Consider the following 19,789-nt stretch of genomic DNA (forward strand, 5'->3'; position numbering starts at 1 on the left):
TACAAAATTGAAACTAATTTGTTTATAAAAATCAAACTAATATTTTTTGAAATGCCTTTATTCCAATTTCAATAATATTATCATCGGGTAAGAAAAGGGGTGAATGTAAACCTACTCTTTTATTAGTTCTGGTACCAAGCCAGAACATTAATGACGGATACTTTTCAGCAATAAACCCAAAATCCTCTCCTGTCATTTTATATCCACAATCTATAACTTTAAAATCATCTGAAACTTTTTCTATAAAATCCTTATACAATTTTTTATTATTAATTACTTCCTTATACCTTGAACCAATAGTTATTTTATAATTTATTCCCATGCTTTGTTTAATTGATTTAAGAATTTCTTCTAATTTTTTTATATATTTATCTGTATATTCCAAACTTAATGATCTTATACTTCCTTCTATTTTTGCATATGAAGGAATAACGTTTCTAACATCTCCTGATTTTATCTTTCCAATTCCAAATAATATTGGCTCAACAGGGTTTAAATTCAATCTGTCTACATTATCAAGAAATGTTCTTAACGCATTAAATGCATTGATTCCATCTTGTGGAAATGCTATATGTGACTTTTTACCAAAAAATTCAATATCTATTTCAACAGCCGATGCAAATAATATACTTTCTGTTGTGGCAATAATTCCTTTTTCATATTCATCAGTAACATGAAGCGCATAAGCTCTTTTTATATTAAATTTATCCAATATACCACTTTCTATAATTTTTAAAGCTCCTCCTCCACCTTCTTCTGCAGGTTGAAATAAAAATAAAATATTTTTTTGAATTTTTTCTTTCAAAACATAATCTATCAATCCATATAAAATTGCCATATGAACATCATGACCACATGCATGCATATTTCCATTATATGATTTAAATATAGCATTTGTTTCTTCTTTTATAGGTAATGCATCAATATCCGCTCTAAATAAAATATATTCATTTTCATTTTCCAGAGGGCTATGTTCTATAATCAATCCTGTTTTTAATGGTGTATGAATTTTTATATCGACTTCATACGCTTCTGCTAAATTAGATATGTACTTTTTGAGCATTGCAGTAGTTTTTATTTCCTGAAATCCCAATTCTGGATTTTGATGTAAAATATGTCTTAATTCAACAGCATTTAGCATATCAAACCCTCCATAATATTAATTATTTTATCTATTTCATCATATTTGATATTTAATGCTGGCAGCAATCGTATAACAAAATTGTTCTGAATCATATTTAATAATAATCCTTTACTTAATGCAATCTTTTTTAATTCATGATATGAATCATCTAATTCGATTCCTATCATTAAACCTTTTCCTCTAATATCCATAATTTTAAATGAATTTAAATTTTCTAATTTTTCAAAGAAATAATTACCTTTTTCTTCAATATCATTTAACATATGAGGAATATTATCAACAATATATTTTGCACCAGCTATTGAAACTGGATTAGGTGCGAATGTTGAACCATGATCACCCTTTGTTAAAATTTCAGCTGTTTCTTCAAGAAATAATGTAGCTCCTAATGGTAATCCTCCACCAAGGGCTTTCCCCAATGTAATTATATCAGGTTTCAAATTAAAATGTTCATATGAATAAAATTTTCCTGTTCTTCCTATTCCAGCCTGTATTTCATCAGATATTATTAAATAATTATATTTTTCTTTCCAAAAATTAATTGCTTTTGAAAAATCATCAGTTATGGGGATAATTCCTCCTGAACCCTGAATTGGTTCTACAAAAATTGCAATAACCTCTTCCCCATGATGTTCCATATAATCATTAAATCCGTTGACATCATTAAATAAAAATTCCTGACATTTTGAAAGCAACGGTCTAAATGGAGCTTTTAAGTTTTCAAAACCATTTATAGATAATGCTCCCAATGTTCTTCCATGAAATCCGTTTTTAAAATAAATTATTTTATTCTTTTTATTATGAGAAATCTTTTTTATTGCTTTTAGAGCTGCTTCCACTGCTTCAGTTCCAGAATTAGTAAAAAAGACTTTCCCTTTTTTACCAGTAAAAGATATGAGTTTTTCTGCAACATATAATGCATCTTCATCAAGAAAAAAATTTGAAATATGCATATATTTTTTCATTTTTTCCTGAAATTTTAGTAATAATGGTTTGTATGAATGTCCAAATGCCATTACTCCTATTCCAGAAAATGTATCAATATACTTATTTTCTTTTTTGTCGTATATATATATTCCTTCTGCTTTTTCAACTTCAATATCAAAATAATCATACATTTCAAGAATCATAATTCAAACTCCTTTGTTATAGAATTTATAGCTTCTGAAAGATATTGCTTTTCAATTAAACATGAAATTTTTATTTCAGATGTTGTAACCATTTTTATAGGTATATTTCTCAAAGCTCTAAAAAATCTTGAAGCAACTCCTTTTTCTGTTTTCATACCAATTCCTACAACAGAAACCTTAACATATCCGTGTTCATAATTTATTTCAGAACCATCTACATCTTCCAGAGCTTCTTTTAAATATCTATCAAAATGTTCCATTTCTTCTTCTATTATTGTAAACGAAAGATTCAATTTATTATTTATATTTATTATAGATATCATATCCACATTAAAACCTTTATGGGCAATCTTATCAAATATATTATACACCTTTTCATGATCAAGTGGTAGATTTGTTATTGTTACCTGAGTTTGATTTTCCAATATGCTCATTCCTGTAACAACTGGATTTTCTATATTATCTGCTATCACGTATGTTCCCTCCTCATTTAAAAAAGTCGAGGCACAGTATATTTTTACATTAAATTTTTTTGCTACTTCCACTGCTCGACTATGTAACACCTTAGCTCCTAAACTTGCCATTTCCAACATTTCATCATATGTAATATATTTTAATTTTTTTGCTTCTGGATATATTTTAGGATCAAATGTATAAATACCTGCAAAATCGCTGTATATTTCACAATTAATATTTAAAGCAGCAGCTATAGCTACTGCAGATGTATCAGAACCTCCTCTACCAAGTGTGGTATAGTCGCCATCTTCATTAATTCCCTGAAATCCTGTAATAACAAGAACATCATATATTTTAAAAAGAGAAAGTATTTTATCTGTTTTGAATTTTTGAATTCTTGCATTGTTATAATCACCTGTTGTAAAAATACCTGCCTGAAAAGCATTTAACGATTTTGATGAAATATTTAAATCATTTAATGCAATGGACAATAACGCAACAGACATTTGTTCTCCAGTTGTTAAAAGCATATCCAATTCCCTTGGATGTGGAGAATTGGAAACTTTTTTTGCCAGCTCTATCAGCTTATCTGTGGTTTTTCCCATTGCAGAAACTATTACAATTACTTTGAAGCCTTCTTGAACTCTATTAGAAATTTTTTTCGCCACAAATTTTATTTTTTCTGGTGTTGCAACAGATGAACCTCCATATTTTTGAACAACTATATTCATATTATCACCTATAATTCTCTTAAAGCATCAAGAATTTGTGTTTTGCTCTTGGTTTTTTCATCTACTTTTTTTATTATTTTTGCTGGAACTCCTGCTACAACCGAATTAGGCTCAATATCAGAGGTTACAATTGCACCTGCTGCAACAACGGAATTTTCCCCTATTTTTATTCCTTCTAAAATAACTGCATTTGCTCCAATTAATACATTATCTGCTATAATTACTGGATCTGCACTTGGCGGCTCTATTACACCGGCTATAACTGCACCTGCACCAATATGACAATTGTTCCCTATAATTGCTCTTCCACCAATTACCGCATTCATATCAATCATAGTTTTGCTTCCAATTTTAGCCCCAATATTTATTACAGCACCCATCATAATTACAGCATTATCTCCAATTTCCACAAGATCTCTTATTATTGAACCTGGTTCTATTCGAGCATTAATTTTTTTCAAATTCAATAAAGGTATAGCAGAATTTCTTCTATCTAATTCTATTTTATAATTTTCTATTTTTTCTCGATTTTCAGATAAAAAACTTTCAAACTCTTCTAATTCGCAAAATAAAACCCCTCTTTTTTCATCGCCAAAATAATCATCAAAAGGTAAATCTTTAAGATCTCCTTTTAAATATACTTTAACAGGAGTTGTTTTTTTTGATTTTGCAATATACTCTATAATCTCATATGAATTCATAGATATCACCTCATTTATTAATTTATTGTTAGATTGAACACATCATTGAATGTATAAAATCCTGCTATGCTTTTTATTGCAAATTCCGCAGATTTCAAAACCCCTTCTGCAAATGTCCTTCTCGACAATGCTCTATGTGAAATAGTAATTACCTCACCAAGCGTACCAAAATAAACTGTATGATCTCCTGGAACATTTCCAACTCTTATCGAAGAAATATTTACATCTTTATTTAACACATCCTTTAGCATTTTAGCAGTACCAGAAGGTTTGTCTTTTTTAAATCTATGATGCGTTTCTAAAATTTCTATATCTACATCTTTTAATAATGAATCTGCTAATTTTGTTAGCCTTAATAAAACCTGAATTCCAATTGAAAAGTTATAGCTTTGAACAACAGGGATATTTTGCGAAATTTCATGTAATTGTTTAATTTGATTTTCATCTAATCCTGTTGTTCCTATTACTAAAGGAACCTTAAATTTATCAACATATTCTATAACTTTATTAAAAGCTTCTGGCAAAGAGAAGTCTATTAATATTTCTGGTTTTTCTTCAAAAAACTCACCTGATTTATCATATGAAAAAACAAGCTGATGTCCCTTTTCAGAAAATAAATTATATATTTCATTTCCCATTCTTCCATTTCTTCCAATTAATCCATACTTCATATTCCCAACTCCTTAAACAAATTATCAATTATCTTTTTTGAATTTTCACTTAATTCAACAAGCGGTAATCTTAAAATATTTTTACAATATCCAAGTTTTGAAACGGCATATTTTATCGGTATAGGATTCACTTCAATAAATAGCTTTCTCATTAAAACATTATATTTTTTATTTATTTCCTGTGCAGTTTTGTAATCATTTTTTATTATCGCATGAGTAAGTTTTTTCATAACTTCCGGTAAAACATTTGAAAATACTGATATAACCCCATCTCCTCCCAAAGCCATCAGAGGTAAAGCCTGATCATCATTCCCGGAATAAACTTTCATATCTTCCGGTTTTACTGAAATTAATTCTGCAATTTGAGATATATTTCCACTTGCTTCTTTTATTCCAATTACATTTTCATTTTTTTCAAATATTTTCACTGCTGTTTCTGGTAAAATATTTGATCCTGTCCTTGAAGGAACATTATACAAGATTATTGGTAAATCTGTTCTTTCGGCTATATATGTGTAATATTCAACAAGTCCATTTTGTGTGGATTTATTATAATACGGATTAACTATTAATAACCCATCTGCACCAGACTTTTTAGCAAGCATATTATTCGTAATTACGTGTTCTGGATTATTTGAACCAGTCCCCACAATTACAGGTATTTTTTTATCTACTACTTCAACAACTTTATTAACAATTTTTTCTCTTTCATACTCTGAAATTGTTGGTGCTTCACCGGTAGTTCCAAGAACTATAATTGCATCTACATATTTTGCCTGAAATTCAACAAATTTTTCTAATGCTTTAAAATCAACTTTTTTATCTTTATCAAATGGAGTAATAATTGCAGTTCCTACACCTTTAAACATAAATATCGCCTCCCTGTATTGTTGAAAAATAATCATCTATTGTTTCTGCTCTTCTAATCATTTTAAATTCTTTACCATCATAAATAAATTCCGCAGGACGTAATTTTCCATTATAATTAAATCCCATTGAATGGCCATGTGCTCCAACGTCATGAATAATCAAAATATCTTCTTCCTCTAATTCTGGCAATTCTCTATTTATAGCAAATTTATCGTTATTTTCACATAATGATCCAACAACATCATATTTTCTAACTTTTTTTGTTTTGCTTTTTCCTAACACACTTATATGATGATACGCTCCATATATTGCAGGCCTCATCAAACTGGACATATTTGCATCTACCCCGGCATATATTTTATAACTTTCCTTTATATACAAAACCTTTGTTATCAAGTAACCATGAGGACCTGTTATATATCTTCCATTTTCTGTAAAAATACGTGGTTTCATATTGTTTTTTATAAAATACTCAAAGTATAAGTCCTTAATCCTTATACTCAATTCTTCAAGATTAATTTCTTTCTCCTGCGGATGGTAAGGAATACCAAATCCGCCACCAATATCTATAAAAGAAAAATTTATATTTAATTTTTTGGATATTTTTAAAGCTGCTTCAAAAATCAATTCTGTATTTCTGGCAATTATATTTATGTCCAGAGTATTTGAAATTATCATGGCATGTAATCCAAATTTTTTAATTCCTTCTTGTTTTAATAATTCATATCCTTCAATTAACCTGTTATATGGCACCCCAAACTTTGCTTCTTTAGGATTCCCTATAATTCCCGTTCCATATGCTTTTTCAGGTGTATACCGTATAGAACCAATTTCAGGAAGAGAATATAATCTTTTAAGCTTTTGAATGTGATTAATATCGTCAAAATTAATTATCGCTTTTAATTCCAATGCCTTTTTATACTCTTCCATAGGAGTATTATTTGAAGTAAATAGAATATTTTCACCCACTGCTCCTACCCTTTCTGAAAGTATTAATTCTGTCATAGAGCTACAATCCATACCGCAATTGTTTTCTTTTAATTTTCTTAATATATATGGAGTAGGCGTTGCTTTTACCGCAAAGTATTCCTTGTAATTACACCAATTAAATGCATTTTGAAGACTTTTTAATGAATCTATGATTCCTTTTTCATCATATATATAAAATGGTGTTGGATATTTTTTAGATAATTCATAAATTTTTTCTTCAGGTATAGGTATTTTTTTCATTTAATCCCTCATTTCCAGGTGTTTTAATAATATTCTTACCGCATTTGTTGCAGCTCCAACCCTTACATTATCGGCAACTATCCAAATTAAAAAGGTATTTTTTCCCATTTTTCTTAAACGTGAAACATAGGTTATATTACTTCCAGCAACCATTAAAGGAGTTAACAACTTTTCTGTATATACAACATTTTCTGTTGCGGAAATAAGATTTTTAATTGTTTCTAAAGGAATATCTTTCTTTATCCTGAAAACTACGCTTTCTGAATGCCCATATAATACAGGAACTCTAACTGCAGTAGGATAAACACTTATCGAATCATCATTAAAAATTTTCCTTGTTTCATTAACCATTTTCATCTCTTCTTCAGTAAAACCATTTTCCAATATAGGACCAATTTGCGGAATTACATTATTTATAATTATATCCGGAAAATGGGCTGTATTATTAATTCCATTTTGTTGATTTAACAATTCTTGAATTCCTTTATTACCTGCTCCAGAAACTGCCTGATAAGTACTTACAAATATTTCTTCTATTCCTATTTGTTTCTGAATTTCAGATAATGCAAGGACCATTTGAATAGTAGAGCAATTTGGATTTGCAATTATTCCTTTGTAATTTTTTATTATTTCACCATTTATTTCTGGCACAACCAATGGTATATTTTCCTGCATTCTGAAAGCTGATGAATTATCAATAATTACATTTCCAGCTTCAGCAGCAATTGGTGCATATCTCCTTGAAACATTTCCACCTGCCGAAAACAATAAATAATCATATTTTTCTCTCATAACATTTTCTGATATTTCCTCAATTGTATATTCTTTATCTTTAAATTTTAATTTTTTACCTGCTGATTTTTTTGAAGCAAATAGCCTTAATCCATCTACTTTTAAATTCGATTCTTCCAGAACTTTTATCATTGTTCTACCTACCTCACCTGTAGCGCCTACAATTCCAACCTTCATTCTCTCTCCTCCTTAAAAATTTATATAAAAAAAGGTCTTCCGAAAATACGGAAGACCCTATATTTGAAATAATCTATGTTATATACTATTTCAGCATATAACAACCTTTATTCCAAACGGCTCTCCGCATTTTCTCAAATGCGACAGTTACATGGGTATTCCCCATATAACCAGGCATACAGGATGGGTAAGTCCTGTACCCTTCGGCAACCTCGCCTTTCATCTATCCCAAGCCTACCCGGGCGATAGATAGATTACTCTTCTTGGTTGCGCCTCCGTTTGTTCGTTATACATATTAACTTTTGCTGTAGTTTAACAAAAAAGATTTACAAAAATTTTAATTAAATATTAAATTTATTTTTTTAAGTTTATATCCTTTACTTTTATTTTAACTTTTCTCATCCTTATTTTTTCAATAAATCTAATTATGGGACATCTCATTTTCCATCTTTCAAAAAATGTCATTATTTCTCCTCCATTTCATATATTACGTAGGTATTTTTTTGTTTTTTAGCTTTATACATAGCCATATCCGCTAATTTAAGCAATTCTTCAATTTTCTGACTATGTTCAGGAAATAATGAAACTCCTATACTCGTAGTTACAATAAAGCTTTTATTTTTTATTTTATATTCCCTTTTTGTACTCTCCTGAATCCTTTTTATAACAAGAGTTATATCTTCTATTTCTTTATATTGCATTAAAACAACAAATTCATCTCCACCAAATCTTGCTATTAAATCTGATTTTCTCATATGTGCTTTTAAAATATTGGCAAAATCAATTAGTAATTCATCACCTTTATCATGTCCAAAATTATCATTTACTGATTTGAAATTATCAAGGTCCATAAATAAAACTGCATACTTTAAATTATTTCTTTTTCCCAATTCCAGCATTTTTTCTGCATTATCAAAAAAGAATTTTCTATTTGGTAATTTTGTAAGCGAATCATGTGTTGCCGTGTAGTCAAGATTTTCTTTTACTTTATTTAAAGCCATATAATTATATACTATAAATGTCAATAGAATTATATTAAATAATATAAATCCCGCATCAAGAACTATCATCTTCTGTTTTTCTTTTAATATACTTGCCACATTACTTTCAAGTTCTTTAATTTCAATATTAATTATTTCCTGTGTATAAGAAATAAGCTCTGATAAATTGTCAAATACCTCTCCAGCATTTAAATGATAATAAGTTAAATTAAAAAGAGATTTGTAATAATTTTCAAGATCTTTATATTGATCCATATTTTTAATATTTTTTAATTTTTTTAATGTTTCTTCTCTAAATGGAAATTCCATAAAATTAATTATTTCTGTTAATCCATAATAGCTCTTATTAACGATATATAATTCTCTTTCTGATGGTGGCCTTTTATCAACAATCAGAGCAGAAAAAATTCCTCTAAATTCACCGATAAATTCCTTATTTTCCTCTATTAGATATATAGATAAAAGAGTTTTTGCTGTCTCAGGAAAAGAATCTTCTTTTAATGGATAATAATAAAATCTCAATAATTCATTTATGATATTGGTATATTCAACAAATATATCTATATTACTCTTTTTCTGAAAATTCTCCTTTCTAATATTTTCAATAGAGTATTTGATTTTTTCAATATTTGTACAACAACTATCGTCCACAAAAGCTTTTTCTATATTATTGAGATAAAAATCAACTTCTTTTTGCTCATGTTTTATTTTTTCAATAATATTTTCATCTCCACATATATGCATATTCATATATCCTCTTTCCTTTTGAAGATGAAATATCGCATTAGATGTATTTTTAATAACTTCTATTGATTTTTTTAAAATAACCAGGCTTTTTTGTTCCTTTTGGATTTGTAAAAAAAAGTTACCTGAAATTGCTAAAATACCTAAAAAAACAAGGATTATAGCCATAGTATTTAAAATACTCTTTTTCATAACTCACCTCAAATATTTGAATATATTTTATATTTAATATTATATCATAAATATAATTTCACAAAAAATCAAGGTATATTATCCATAATATTCAACACATATTTTATGTTATAATTGATATTGAATGGATTTAAATACTGGAGGTGTTAATATGTCATCAAAGGTTTATTTTACTAATTTAAGAACAAGACCTGGAATGAATTTGCTTGATAAACTCGAAAGATTGGTGAAAAAAGCTGGAATTGAAAATATAGATTTTAAAAATAAGTTTGTAGCAATAAAAATTCATTTTGGAGAACCTGGAAACCTTGCTTATATACGACCTAATTACGCTGCAAGATTGGTAAAAATTATAAAGTCATTGGGCGGAAAGCCTTTTTTAACTGATGCAAACACGCTATATACTGGAAGACGTTCAAATGCTTTAGACCACTTAGAAAGTGCCTATGAAAATGGTTTTAACCCACATACTCTTGGTTGTCATGTTGTAATTGCAGATGGTTTAAAAGGGACAAATTATAAAGAGATTCCAATAAATCTTGAATATTGTAAAACCGCAAAGATTGGAACTGAAATTGCAGAAAGTGATGTAATAATTTCCATGGCCCATTTCAAAGGACATGAACAGGCTGGTTTTGGTGGAACATTAAAAAATCTTGGAATGGGTTGTGCATCACGTGGTGGAAAACTCGAATTACATTCTACTTCAAAACCTGTTATAAAAACCAAAAATTGTGTGGGTTGCGGTATTTGTGTAAATAGCTGTGCTTATGACGCTATTCATTTAAACGAAAATAAAGTTGCTGTAATTGATTATGACAAATGCGTGGGATGCGGTCAATGTGTGGCTGTTTGCCAATATAATGCAGCTCAGGTAGTATGGGATGAGGCTTCAGAAATTATGAATAAAAAAATTGCTGAATATACTTATGCTATTGTAAAGGATAAACCTGCATTTTATATTAATTTTATTATGAACGTCTCTCCAGATTGTGATTGCTGGTCACATAATGATTATCCACTTGTTCCTGATATTGGAATTGCTGCATCTTTTGATCCAATTGCTCTTGACATGGCCAGTGTTGATCTTGTAAAAAGTGCTCCGGTACTTCCTGGAAGTAAAATTTATTCACACGAACATCAACAAGAATTTGTAGGCGAGGATAAATTTAAATTTGTTCACCCAAATACCGATTGGGAAGCTGGTTTAATTCACGGAGAGAAAATAGGACTTGGATCAAGAAATTATGAATTAATTGAGGTATAATTATGAAAATAGATGTATATGGCGCTATATTTTATGACATTTATATTTACGGAGAAGAACCACATAAAAGTGAGATTTTAGAATTTCCTGGAGGTTCCGGTTTTAATATTGCCTATACTTTATATAAATTAGGAAATGAGGTTTATTTCAATGGAGTTATAGGAAATGACTTTAAGGGAAACTTTTTAAAAGAAAAAACACCTTTTAAGAATATAAAGGAAATTAAAAATCAGGAAACAGCTGTTTTCATTTCCAAAAACGATATTCCACTGGCAGTAAAAAGAAAAATAAATGATATTGAATTTTCTGATTTTGAAAAACATGGCGAAGTTGCTGTAATAACAAGTGAAATATCTATAAAAAATATTGAAAAAATATTAGCTTTAAACTATGATTATATATTTATAGATATAGGACCAAGACCTTTTTTAATTAATGATATTTCCTTTTCTGAAAATGTCTTTATTTTAGGAAATGAAAATGAAGCTAAATTATTTAATAAAAAAATTGATATTATAAAAGCAGGAATACGCGGCGTTTATTATAATAATAAATTATATCCTTCAAATGGTAAAAAGGCAAAATACACCACCGGACTTGGAGATATTTTTGATGCTTTTTTTATCGATAATTATATTAAAAATTTCGATATTGAAAACTCTGTATATAATGCTATAACCGCTGTTGAAAAAGTACTTGATATACCTACTCCATACCAAAAAATTGAATCCTGCACATAGAAGTGCAGGATTCTTCAATCTGATAACCCTTCCAGATTTCTGGAAGGGTTATTTTAAAAATCTATCAATGATCTCATCAATCAAAACTCTTTCATCATCTTCAAAAGAGTAATAACCAAGAGCAACACGCTTATAACCTAAACCATATTTAAGGGCAAAATCCCTAACCTTACCTTTTGGATAAGGAGTAATGGGCCATTTAATATCGTATCGAACACAATTTCTTAAAAACACATCAAAAACTTTCATTTCCTCATCGCTGAGCTTAAAATAATTAAAAACAAATTCCTTAAATTTCTCAATTTTTTCTTGCTAAATAAAATGCTGAAATATTATATTCTGTATCTTCAACATCTTCAGAATTCAATAATTTCCTTTCAGTTTTCTTCAAATACTCTTTTAATCTCCAACTTACAAAAAGTTAAAACTATTTTTACTAATCTTTTTTGAAAGTAAGAAACTTTAAAATTAACATTCTCTTGTAACATAATAAAAAATTAAGAAAAAGACAAAATAATGAATATAAAAGTATTTTAAAAAACGAAATAAAATCCCGGATTTTTCGATGTTACATGAGTTAATTAAAATGTAATAAAAATCAACTTCTGAAATACTGATAAAAAGCGGATTTTTATTTTTGAAAAAACACTTGCAAGTCATGTTAGAAATGGTAAAATTCAAAATAAGAGGTGAAATTTAAATTATCTAAATAAATTTCATTAAATAAATGCTTTATATTTCTTTAAATATATAAATCGGCCTGACCTCTAAAAAATGGAAGAGAAATAAAAAAATTACAAAAATTTAAATATTAACTGACAAATACACGTTTTTGTTTTTTATATTCTCTTGAAAGGAGTTGAATATGAAAAAGATAAAAAATATTATAAATTTCATATATTCAAGATTAGGAAATAAAATAAAAAGGAACGTATTTTTAATAATAATAGTCTCACTAATTGCAAATATTCTTGCCATTATTTTGCCATTGTTCCAAAAAAATATAATAGACGCTATTGTTAAGAGTAATTTAGAAAATGGATTAATATTTATTTTTCTTATATCAGGATTAACCATTTCGTTGATATATATAATTGAATCATTATTATTAGAAAAACTATTTAGAAATTTGAAGGGACGCGTACAATATGAATTATTGACTTCCATAACAAGACAAAATAATAAAATTATTGACCAAAGAGGACCTGGCGCATATATGACAGGTCTTTTTGGTAATTCAGAACAGATATCTATGCTATTAAAAAAGAATTATTTTTCTATGATTATAGGTATTATAGTAAGTTTATTTGCATTGATAATTTCGGCAAAATGGACATTAACTTTTCCATTATTAATTGTAGGTTCTTATATATTGATTTTTTCAATAATAAAGATAACAAACAAAATTCATATAAGTAATTTCAATAAAGCAAGAGAATTGGTATTTGAAACAAATCCAAAAGTACTGGAATTTATTGAAAACAAAAGGAGTATAAGCGGATATGGAAATATATTAAAGCTTGAAAATAGGATATATAAATTATTTGAAGAAAGAGATAATTATTTTAAAAAAGCATCATATGCATCAATATTTGGTAATTCATCAATAGTAGCAATAAAAAATATAGTATTGACAATATTTTTTATACTTTCAATGTTTCAAATACAGAAAGGAAATCTTGAATTATCAGCATTTATAGCAATATTATCATATTTCCCTATAGTGTTTAAACCCATAGATTCAATTCAGGAAATATATTCCAATATAAATAAATTCGAAATGTTTTACAAACGTATAGAAGACAATCTTTTAAAGAAACCTAAATTGGATTTACCTGAGAACAATAAAATAAAAATAAGCAATTGTTCATTTTCATATTCTAATACAGAAATAATAGAAAATCTTAATTTAGAGATAAATAAAAAAATAGGGCTTGTTGGATTATCAGGAGAGGGAAAGAGCACAATATTAAAAATGATTTTTGGAGAAATTTCACCGCTTAGAGGATATGTGGAATTTGGAAATAAAGATGTAAGAAATATACATAAACCTTTTGTTTATTCCAGTATAAGATATTATTCACAGGAAATGGAAATATTCGATGAAGATTTAAATTTTAATGTAACCCTTGGAAAAATTGGACTATCTAAAAATGAATATATGGAAAAATTAAAAAATTATGAAGCACAATTATTTAAACTTATAAAAAAAATAAAGACAATGAAAGAGCCTTTAAATTTAAAAAATCTTGATTATGAATATATAAATATGATATATGAAATCTTTAATATTAATGATTGTTATGTAGAGAAAGAAAATCTTCTATATGAAATAATTGAAAAAATAAAAGATAACAAAATTAATGTCTCATTTGTGGCTGAAATATTATTCTCGCGTGATTACTACATACTGGAAAAATATGAAAATATAATAAAAGAATTGGAACTTGAGAAATTGGGAAATAGAAAATTAGGGCAAAGAGGTAAAAAAATATCCGGTGGTGAAAAAAATAGAGTATGTATGGCAAGATTTTTGTTGCCAGAACATAATGGGCCATTTATAATAGATGAACCATTTACAAGTCTTGATGCGATATCTGAAGAAAAAAATCTCAAAATATTAAAAGAATATATAAAAAACAAAAATGGAATAATAATATCTCATAAGATAAATATTATAAAAGAATTAGCAGATGAGATAATAGTTATAGATAAAGGAAAAATAATTGAAAAAGGAACACACGATGAATTAATTCAAAATCAAAAGCTTTATAGCAAAATACATAAAAACTTTGTGAAAATGAAAAATGTATAATTAATATATAATATTAGTAAACAGGAGTGAAGAAAATGATAAAATTTGAAAATGTTGTAAAAGAATATAAGTTAAAAAAAGATAAGGCGGTAACAGCACTTAAAGGAATTTCATTTGAAATAGAAAAGGGAGATATCTGTTTTTATCTCGAGCCAAATGGAGCTGGGAAATCAACAACAATAAAATTATTGCTTGGAATATTAAAACCAGATGATGGAAAAATATTAATAAACAATAATGAATTAAAGAAAAAATATAAAAAAGAATATTTGAAAAGAATCGGAATAAGTATAGGTAACAAGTCCCATTTAATATGGGACATTCCAGTTATAGAATCGCTTAAATTGGTGGGGAAATTATATAAAGTCCCTGAAAAAGTATCAGATGAACGGATAAAATATATGGCCGAAAAGTTAAATATCACACATGTACTGAATAAACCTGCAAAGTTTTTATCTCTTGGTGAGAGAGTAAAATCTGATATGATATGTGCTTTAATTCATGAACCTGAAATTGTATATCTTGATGAGCCAACAATAGGGGTTGATATATTATCAAAAGAGATAATATTCGAATTTATAAAGGAACATAATGAGAAAAATAAAACCACATTCTTTATAACCACGCATGATATAAGCTGGGTGGAAAAGGTAAATACAAAATTAATTTTAATAGATAAAGGAAAGAAAATATATTCAGGTGAGGTTGAAAAATTAAAACAAAATTATAAAATACCGGAATCATTTATGATTGAATTTGATAAGAAGATTGATATAAATAACTTTTTAGATTTTAAAGATAAATTCCTTGAGTTTAAAACAAGCGATAATAAAATATCTTTTGTATCAAATAATCATAATGTCCATATTGAATTTATAAATTATTGCTTTAAGAATTATAATGTGGTGAGAATAAATGAAATGACAAATAAAAAACTTGAAGATATAATAATTTCAATCACAAAAAAGGAAAGTGAAAAATATGGCCAATTTTAATTATTATTTTGAAAATTTCAAAATAGAATTAAAGCGATATTTTTTATATACACAGGAATATATAATGATGTTAATAATGAATGTAACAATGGTCTTTATTCAGTACGCTTTATTTTCCAATCTTTTTTATGCCAAAAAACAAATAATAAATGGTTTTACAAAAGAAAATCTTTTACAATACTTTATTATAAATTTTCTGATTTCACAATTGACCTTTACAGAAGTACATGCCTCAATTAAAAATGATTATTATAATGGAAAAATGGTATTAATTCATTCAAAACCAATGAATTATATTTTACACTATTTCTCGCGAGCATTTTCAAACGTTATAGGAAATACAATTTTAATGGGAATTCCTACAATTTTAATAATGGCATTTATCTTTCATTTTTCATTATCGATAAAACTGCTTTTATTATTGTATATAGAGATAATAATAATATATACAATGAATTTTTTTATATATTATATAATAGGCATTATAAGCTTTTCAAATACATATGGAACTATGGTAAAGCATATATATACAATGATATATTCAATATTCTCCGGTTTTTTAATACCGTTAAATTTCTTTCCTTTATGGTTGCAAAAAATAGCCAGTATTTTACCATTTAGATATATGGCATATGAACCAATAATACTTTTTATATCTTTTAATAAAAATATATTTTTCAGGATTATAGGAATTCAAATATTCTGGATAGTAATCTTATATATTATTGTAAAGTGGATACATAATCATATAGGAGAGAGGTTGTATATAAATGGATAGCGAAATAAGATATTATACAACAATATTTATGGAATATATAAAAATAAAATTTAGGAAGTTAAAAAGAGCTAAAAATATGGTATATATATCTTCCCTGCAAACGCTTGTATTTCAATTAATGAATTTAATTTTGATATTTACTGTATATAAAAACGATATAATCATTAATGGCTGGAGTCAGTATGAATTATTGTTTTTGTTTTCTTATACCAGTATAATACTGGATATATATTATATATTCAGCGGTGGATTATTCACATTGCCATATATGTATATTCATCGCGGAAAATTTGATAAATTACTTGCATATCCATTTAATACATTAAGCCTTTTAATATTTGAAAATATATCTCTCTATAGATTAATTCCATTAATTTTCAATATAGCGCTTACAATAATATTTGGGATAATGATACATGTAAAATTAAATATATTATCTTTATTTTTAATGTTTTGGAATATAATAACAGGATTTTTAATACTTTTTGGATTGACAATAATTCTAACTTCATTTAGTTTTGTGATGAAAACAAGGCAATCACCAGCATCATTTTTAACGCTTATAACAGGATTTGCAAAGTATCCATTAAGCTTTTTTGATAAGTTCATTCAGATATTGCTAACCTATTTTATTCCATATGCTTATATATCCTATTTACCAATTTCTTTCATACTGAATAAAAATGTGAAAATAAATTATTTATGTATTTCAACACTACTGGCTATAATTTTATTTTTAACAGGAATAATATTATTTCAAATCTTTACTGAAAAATACAGGTCAGTAGGTTCAAACTAGTGTCTCAGCATAGTTCTATACATTATTGATGCAGGTGTGTCAAATATTAAAAAAATAAATCCTGATGAAATTTGCGAGAGTGTTGGATATTATTATAAAAAATCCTGCACTTCTATGTGCAGGATTTTTTATAATAACTCCCTTAATATTTCTTCATAATTTCTTACTCTTTTGCATTGTAAATCCTGATGAATATCTTCTGGATCATATAGTATAAAATCCATTCCGGCGTTTTTGGCTCCCAGATAATCAGAATCAGGATTATCACCAATATATATTGATTTTTCAATTGGAACACCAGAAATTTCTGCAGCTTTATAAAAAATAATGGGGTCAGGTTTTGGTTTTCCAGCTTTTTCAGAAGTTAAGACAAATTCAAAAAAACGATCTAATTTTAAAATTTTGCTTCTTCCCTGTTGAACCTTTTCAACACCATTTGTAATTGCTGCCATTCTTTGTCCCATTTCTCTTAACTTAAATAGAAATTCCTCAGCTCCATCAAAGAAAAAACCGGCTTTTGAAAGCTTTTCAAGATATAAATTAGAAATTTTTTGAAAATCCACATCTTTATTTATGCCCGCTTCTTTAAAAAATTCTTTAAATCTTTCTACTATAATCACTTCTTTAGGATATTTCCCTTCAGAAAATAATTTCCACCATTTTTCATTTATAGGTACATATATTTCTATAAATTCTTCTTTAGGTTCAACATTTAAAGATTTTAACACTTCAAATAATGCGTATCTTTCAGATTTTGGAAAATCCAATAACGTATGATCTAAATCAAAATATACTATTTCATATTTCATTTTAAAACTCCTTCCTTACAATAAAATAATAAAAAGAACCTTTAAGATATCCATATTCCTTTATTTGAATTTCAGCATGCTTAATATAGTCAAGAGGTTTTCTAACCATCGAAGAACCTGCAAGCGGATAGGTAATAAGCGTTGTAAGATATAACATAAAATCCTTTAAAATATTTCCTGTTAATCCATGTTCAACAAATATCCCGGTTCCACCGTTTTTCAAAACTCGTTTAACCTCCAACATAGAATTAAATGGATTTTTTACCGAACAAAATACGTCTATAGATAATATAGTATCAAATGTCTCATCTTCAAAAGGCATATTTTCAACAGATGTGTTTATAAATTTCAGATCCAGATCTTTTCTATCTAAAGACTTTTGTTTTGCAATTTCCAGCATTTTAACACTTTTATCTATTAAAACAACTTTTGAATTTTCAGGATAATATTTTATATTATTCCCGGTTCCAACTGCAAGATCGAGTGTATATCCTTTTATCATCGGTACAAATCTTTGTCTGAACATATCCAATGTATTTCTTTCAAGGCTTCTTAAAAATGTATCATAATGTTTTGAAATAAAATCATATCGGGTCATTTAAATCCCCTCCACAAATTAAGAAAATATTTTTTCAGCGTATATCCTAACTTCTCTATCAAGATTAATAATATCCTCAAAGTCATTTAAAACTATATTTTGCTTTTCAAAATAATCAACACTGTTCTTTACAATTTTATAGATGTCTGTATATTTAATCTTTCTTTCGAGAAATAATTTAACTGCAATTTCATCGGCTGCATTAAAAGTTATCTGAAGCTTTTGATTCCCTAAAATTTCAAAAGCAAGTTTTAATGCCGGATATCTATTATAATCCACCTTTTCAAACTTTACAGGTTCTAAGGTTATATCTGGCAATTTATATTCAAATATTCTTTTTGGATATGTAATTGAATATGCAATAGGTATTTTCATATCTGGAAGACCGTAATGAAATTTCATAACCCCATCTTTATATGCAATTATGCTATGAATGTGACTATTTCTATTTATTACAACATCTATATTCTTTATTCCAAAAAGATAATATGCTTCTATTACTTCTAATCCCTTATTAACCATTGTTGCTGAATCAATTGTAATCCTTTTTCCCATTGACCATACAGGATGATTTAACACATCTTCAACTGTTACGTTCTCTAATTCTTCCAGTGGAACATCCCTTAATGCACCACCTGATGCTGTTATTATTAATTTATATGGAATATCATCACCGTTTTTTAATTGAAAAAGCGCGCTATGTTCACTGTCAACAGGTATTATTTCAGTATTATGCTCTTTTGCATAATTTAAGAGCATATTTCCACCACATACTATTGATTCTTTATTTGCAAGGCCTATTCTTTTTGAAACTTCAATTGCTTTTAATGTATGGCGTATCCCGGCTGCACCACCAGTTGCAACAAGAGTAAAATCAGGTTTTGAATTTTTAAGCATTTTCAATGTTGCTCCACTGCCAGAAAATATTTTTGTATTGTTTATTTTTTCAGGTAATTCTTTATTTTCTATTGCTGCATATCCAGGATTCCATTTTTTTATAATTTCTATTAATTTTTTATCGTTTGAACCTGCACTTACTCCAACAATTTCAAAATCAAACCCTTTATTTTTAAGAAATTCCAAAACTTCAAGCGTTTGAGTGCCAATAGAACCAGTAACTCCTGTTATAGCTATTTTCAAGACTATCAC

The 19,789-nt window shown here is 27.4% G+C and carries 19 protein-coding genes and 1 riboswitch; of the genes, 6 read left to right on the top strand and 13 right to left on the bottom strand.

Annotation, left to right across the window (positions count from 1 at the left end; all coding sequences use genetic code 11):
- Positions 1 to 31 precede the first annotated feature (31 nt).
- From LN42_RS03255 to LN42_RS03295, 9 genes are all read right to left on the bottom strand, one after another.
- Positions 32 to 1,141, bottom strand: coding sequence for an amidohydrolase (locus LN42_RS03255; protein ID WP_075780350.1), 1,110 nt, complete (start codon positions 1,139 to 1,141; stop codon positions 32 to 34).
- Positions 1,135 to 2,274, bottom strand: a complete 1,140-nt coding sequence (locus LN42_RS03260; protein ID WP_014296092.1) for an aspartate aminotransferase family protein — start codon at positions 2,272 to 2,274, stop codon at positions 1,135 to 1,137. Before LN42_RS03260 ends, LN42_RS03255 begins: the two co-directional genes overlap by 7 nt.
- On the bottom strand, positions 2,271 to 3,461 hold the full coding sequence (locus tag LN42_RS03265) for an aspartate kinase (RefSeq protein WP_014296093.1): 1,191 nt from the start codon (positions 3,459 to 3,461) through the stop codon (positions 2,271 to 2,273). Before LN42_RS03265 ends, LN42_RS03260 begins: the two co-directional genes overlap by 4 nt.
- An 8-nt stretch (positions 3,462 to 3,469) precedes the next feature.
- A complete protein-coding gene (gene dapD, locus LN42_RS03270) occupies positions 3,470 to 4,162 on the bottom strand; it encodes a 2,3,4,5-tetrahydropyridine-2,6-dicarboxylate N-acetyltransferase (protein ID WP_075780351.1) in 693 nt (230 codons plus the stop codon).
- A gap of 17 nt (positions 4,163 to 4,179) precedes the next feature.
- Positions 4,180 to 4,833, bottom strand: a complete 654-nt coding sequence (locus tag LN42_RS03275) for a 4-hydroxy-tetrahydrodipicolinate reductase (RefSeq protein WP_014296095.1) — start codon at positions 4,831 to 4,833, stop codon at positions 4,180 to 4,182.
- Entirely contained in the window at positions 4,830 to 5,702 is an 873-nt protein-coding gene (dapA, locus tag LN42_RS03280) for a 4-hydroxy-tetrahydrodipicolinate synthase (RefSeq protein WP_075780352.1), read from the bottom strand. Before dapA ends, LN42_RS03275 begins: the two co-directional genes overlap by 4 nt.
- Positions 5,695 to 6,933 (bottom strand): diaminopimelate decarboxylase, encoded by a 1,239-nt coding sequence (locus LN42_RS03285; protein WP_014296097.1) that lies wholly within the window; start codon positions 6,931 to 6,933, stop codon positions 5,695 to 5,697. Before LN42_RS03285 ends, dapA begins: the two co-directional genes overlap by 8 nt.
- Entirely contained in the window at positions 6,934 to 7,902 is a 969-nt protein-coding gene (locus LN42_RS03290) for an aspartate-semialdehyde dehydrogenase (RefSeq protein ID WP_075780353.1), read from the bottom strand.
- 109 nt (positions 7,903 to 8,011) lie between these two features.
- A riboswitch (Lysine riboswitch) is annotated at positions 8,012 to 8,188 on the bottom strand.
- Positions 8,189 to 8,366: 178 nt separating this feature from the next.
- Positions 8,367 to 9,839 (bottom strand): GGDEF domain-containing protein, encoded by a 1,473-nt coding sequence (locus LN42_RS03295; protein ID WP_075780354.1) that lies wholly within the window; start codon positions 9,837 to 9,839, stop codon positions 8,367 to 8,369.
- A 151-nt stretch (positions 9,840 to 9,990) separates the two neighbouring features.
- Here LN42_RS03295 and LN42_RS03300 point away from each other — a divergent pair, with 151 nt between their 5' ends.
- Positions 9,991 to 11,106, top strand: a complete 1,116-nt coding sequence (locus LN42_RS03300) for a DUF362 domain-containing protein (protein WP_075780355.1) — start codon at positions 9,991 to 9,993, stop codon at positions 11,104 to 11,106.
- Between the two features lie 2 nt (positions 11,107 to 11,108).
- The gene (locus LN42_RS03305; RefSeq protein WP_075780356.1) at positions 11,109 to 11,846 is read left to right on the top strand and encodes a PfkB family carbohydrate kinase; all 738 of its coding nucleotides are present in this window, start codon (positions 11,109 to 11,111) and stop codon (positions 11,844 to 11,846) included.
- A 48-nt stretch (positions 11,847 to 11,894) separates the two neighbouring features.
- Here the strand turns inward: LN42_RS03305 and LN42_RS11105 are convergent, their stop codons facing one another.
- On the bottom strand, positions 11,895 to 12,095 hold the full coding sequence (locus LN42_RS11105; protein WP_232223916.1) for a hypothetical protein: 201 nt from the start codon (positions 12,093 to 12,095) through the stop codon (positions 11,895 to 11,897).
- Between the two features lie 616 nt (positions 12,096 to 12,711).
- Between LN42_RS11105 and LN42_RS03315 the strand changes: the two genes are divergently transcribed.
- The 4 genes from LN42_RS03315 to LN42_RS03330 are packed head-to-tail and all read left to right on the top strand — an operon-like array spanning position 12,712 to position 17,233.
- Entirely contained in the window at positions 12,712 to 14,661 is a 1,950-nt protein-coding gene (locus LN42_RS03315) for an ABC transporter ATP-binding protein (RefSeq protein ID WP_075780357.1), read from the top strand.
- A 35-nt stretch (positions 14,662 to 14,696) separates the two neighbouring features.
- Complete coding sequence (locus LN42_RS03320; RefSeq protein WP_075780358.1) at positions 14,697 to 15,656, top strand: ATP-binding cassette domain-containing protein; 960 nt, start codon at positions 14,697 to 14,699, stop codon at positions 15,654 to 15,656.
- Positions 15,643 to 16,434, top strand: coding sequence for an ABC-2 family transporter protein (locus tag LN42_RS03325; RefSeq protein WP_075780359.1), 792 nt, complete (start codon positions 15,643 to 15,645; stop codon positions 16,432 to 16,434). The genes LN42_RS03320 and LN42_RS03325 overlap by 14 nt, the downstream gene beginning before the upstream one ends.
- Complete coding sequence (locus LN42_RS03330) at positions 16,427 to 17,233, top strand: ABC transporter permease (RefSeq protein WP_075780360.1); 807 nt, start codon at positions 16,427 to 16,429, stop codon at positions 17,231 to 17,233. The genes LN42_RS03325 and LN42_RS03330 overlap by 8 nt, the downstream gene beginning before the upstream one ends.
- A gap of 128 nt (positions 17,234 to 17,361) precedes the next feature.
- On the opposite strand, the gene LN42_RS03335 is transcribed toward LN42_RS03330, so the two are convergent.
- Genes LN42_RS03335 through dxr form a run of 3 tightly spaced genes read right to left on the bottom strand, consistent with a single transcriptional unit; the run spans position 17,362 to position 19,789 of the window.
- Positions 17,362 to 18,042, bottom strand: a complete 681-nt coding sequence (locus tag LN42_RS03335) for a YjjG family noncanonical pyrimidine nucleotidase (protein ID WP_075780361.1) — start codon at positions 18,040 to 18,042, stop codon at positions 17,362 to 17,364.
- A gap of 1 nt (position 18,043) precedes the next feature.
- Positions 18,044 to 18,640, bottom strand: a complete 597-nt coding sequence (locus tag LN42_RS03340) for a class I SAM-dependent methyltransferase (protein ID WP_075780362.1) — start codon at positions 18,638 to 18,640, stop codon at positions 18,044 to 18,046.
- 18 nt (positions 18,641 to 18,658) lie between these two features.
- Positions 18,659 to 19,789, bottom strand: coding sequence for a 1-deoxy-D-xylulose-5-phosphate reductoisomerase (gene dxr, locus LN42_RS03345; protein ID WP_232223918.1), 1,131 nt, complete (start codon positions 19,787 to 19,789; stop codon positions 18,659 to 18,661).

This window comes from Marinitoga sp. 1137 (assembly GCF_001941525.1).
Lineage (GTDB): Bacteria > Thermotogota > Thermotogae > Petrotogales > Petrotogaceae > Marinitoga > Marinitoga piezophila.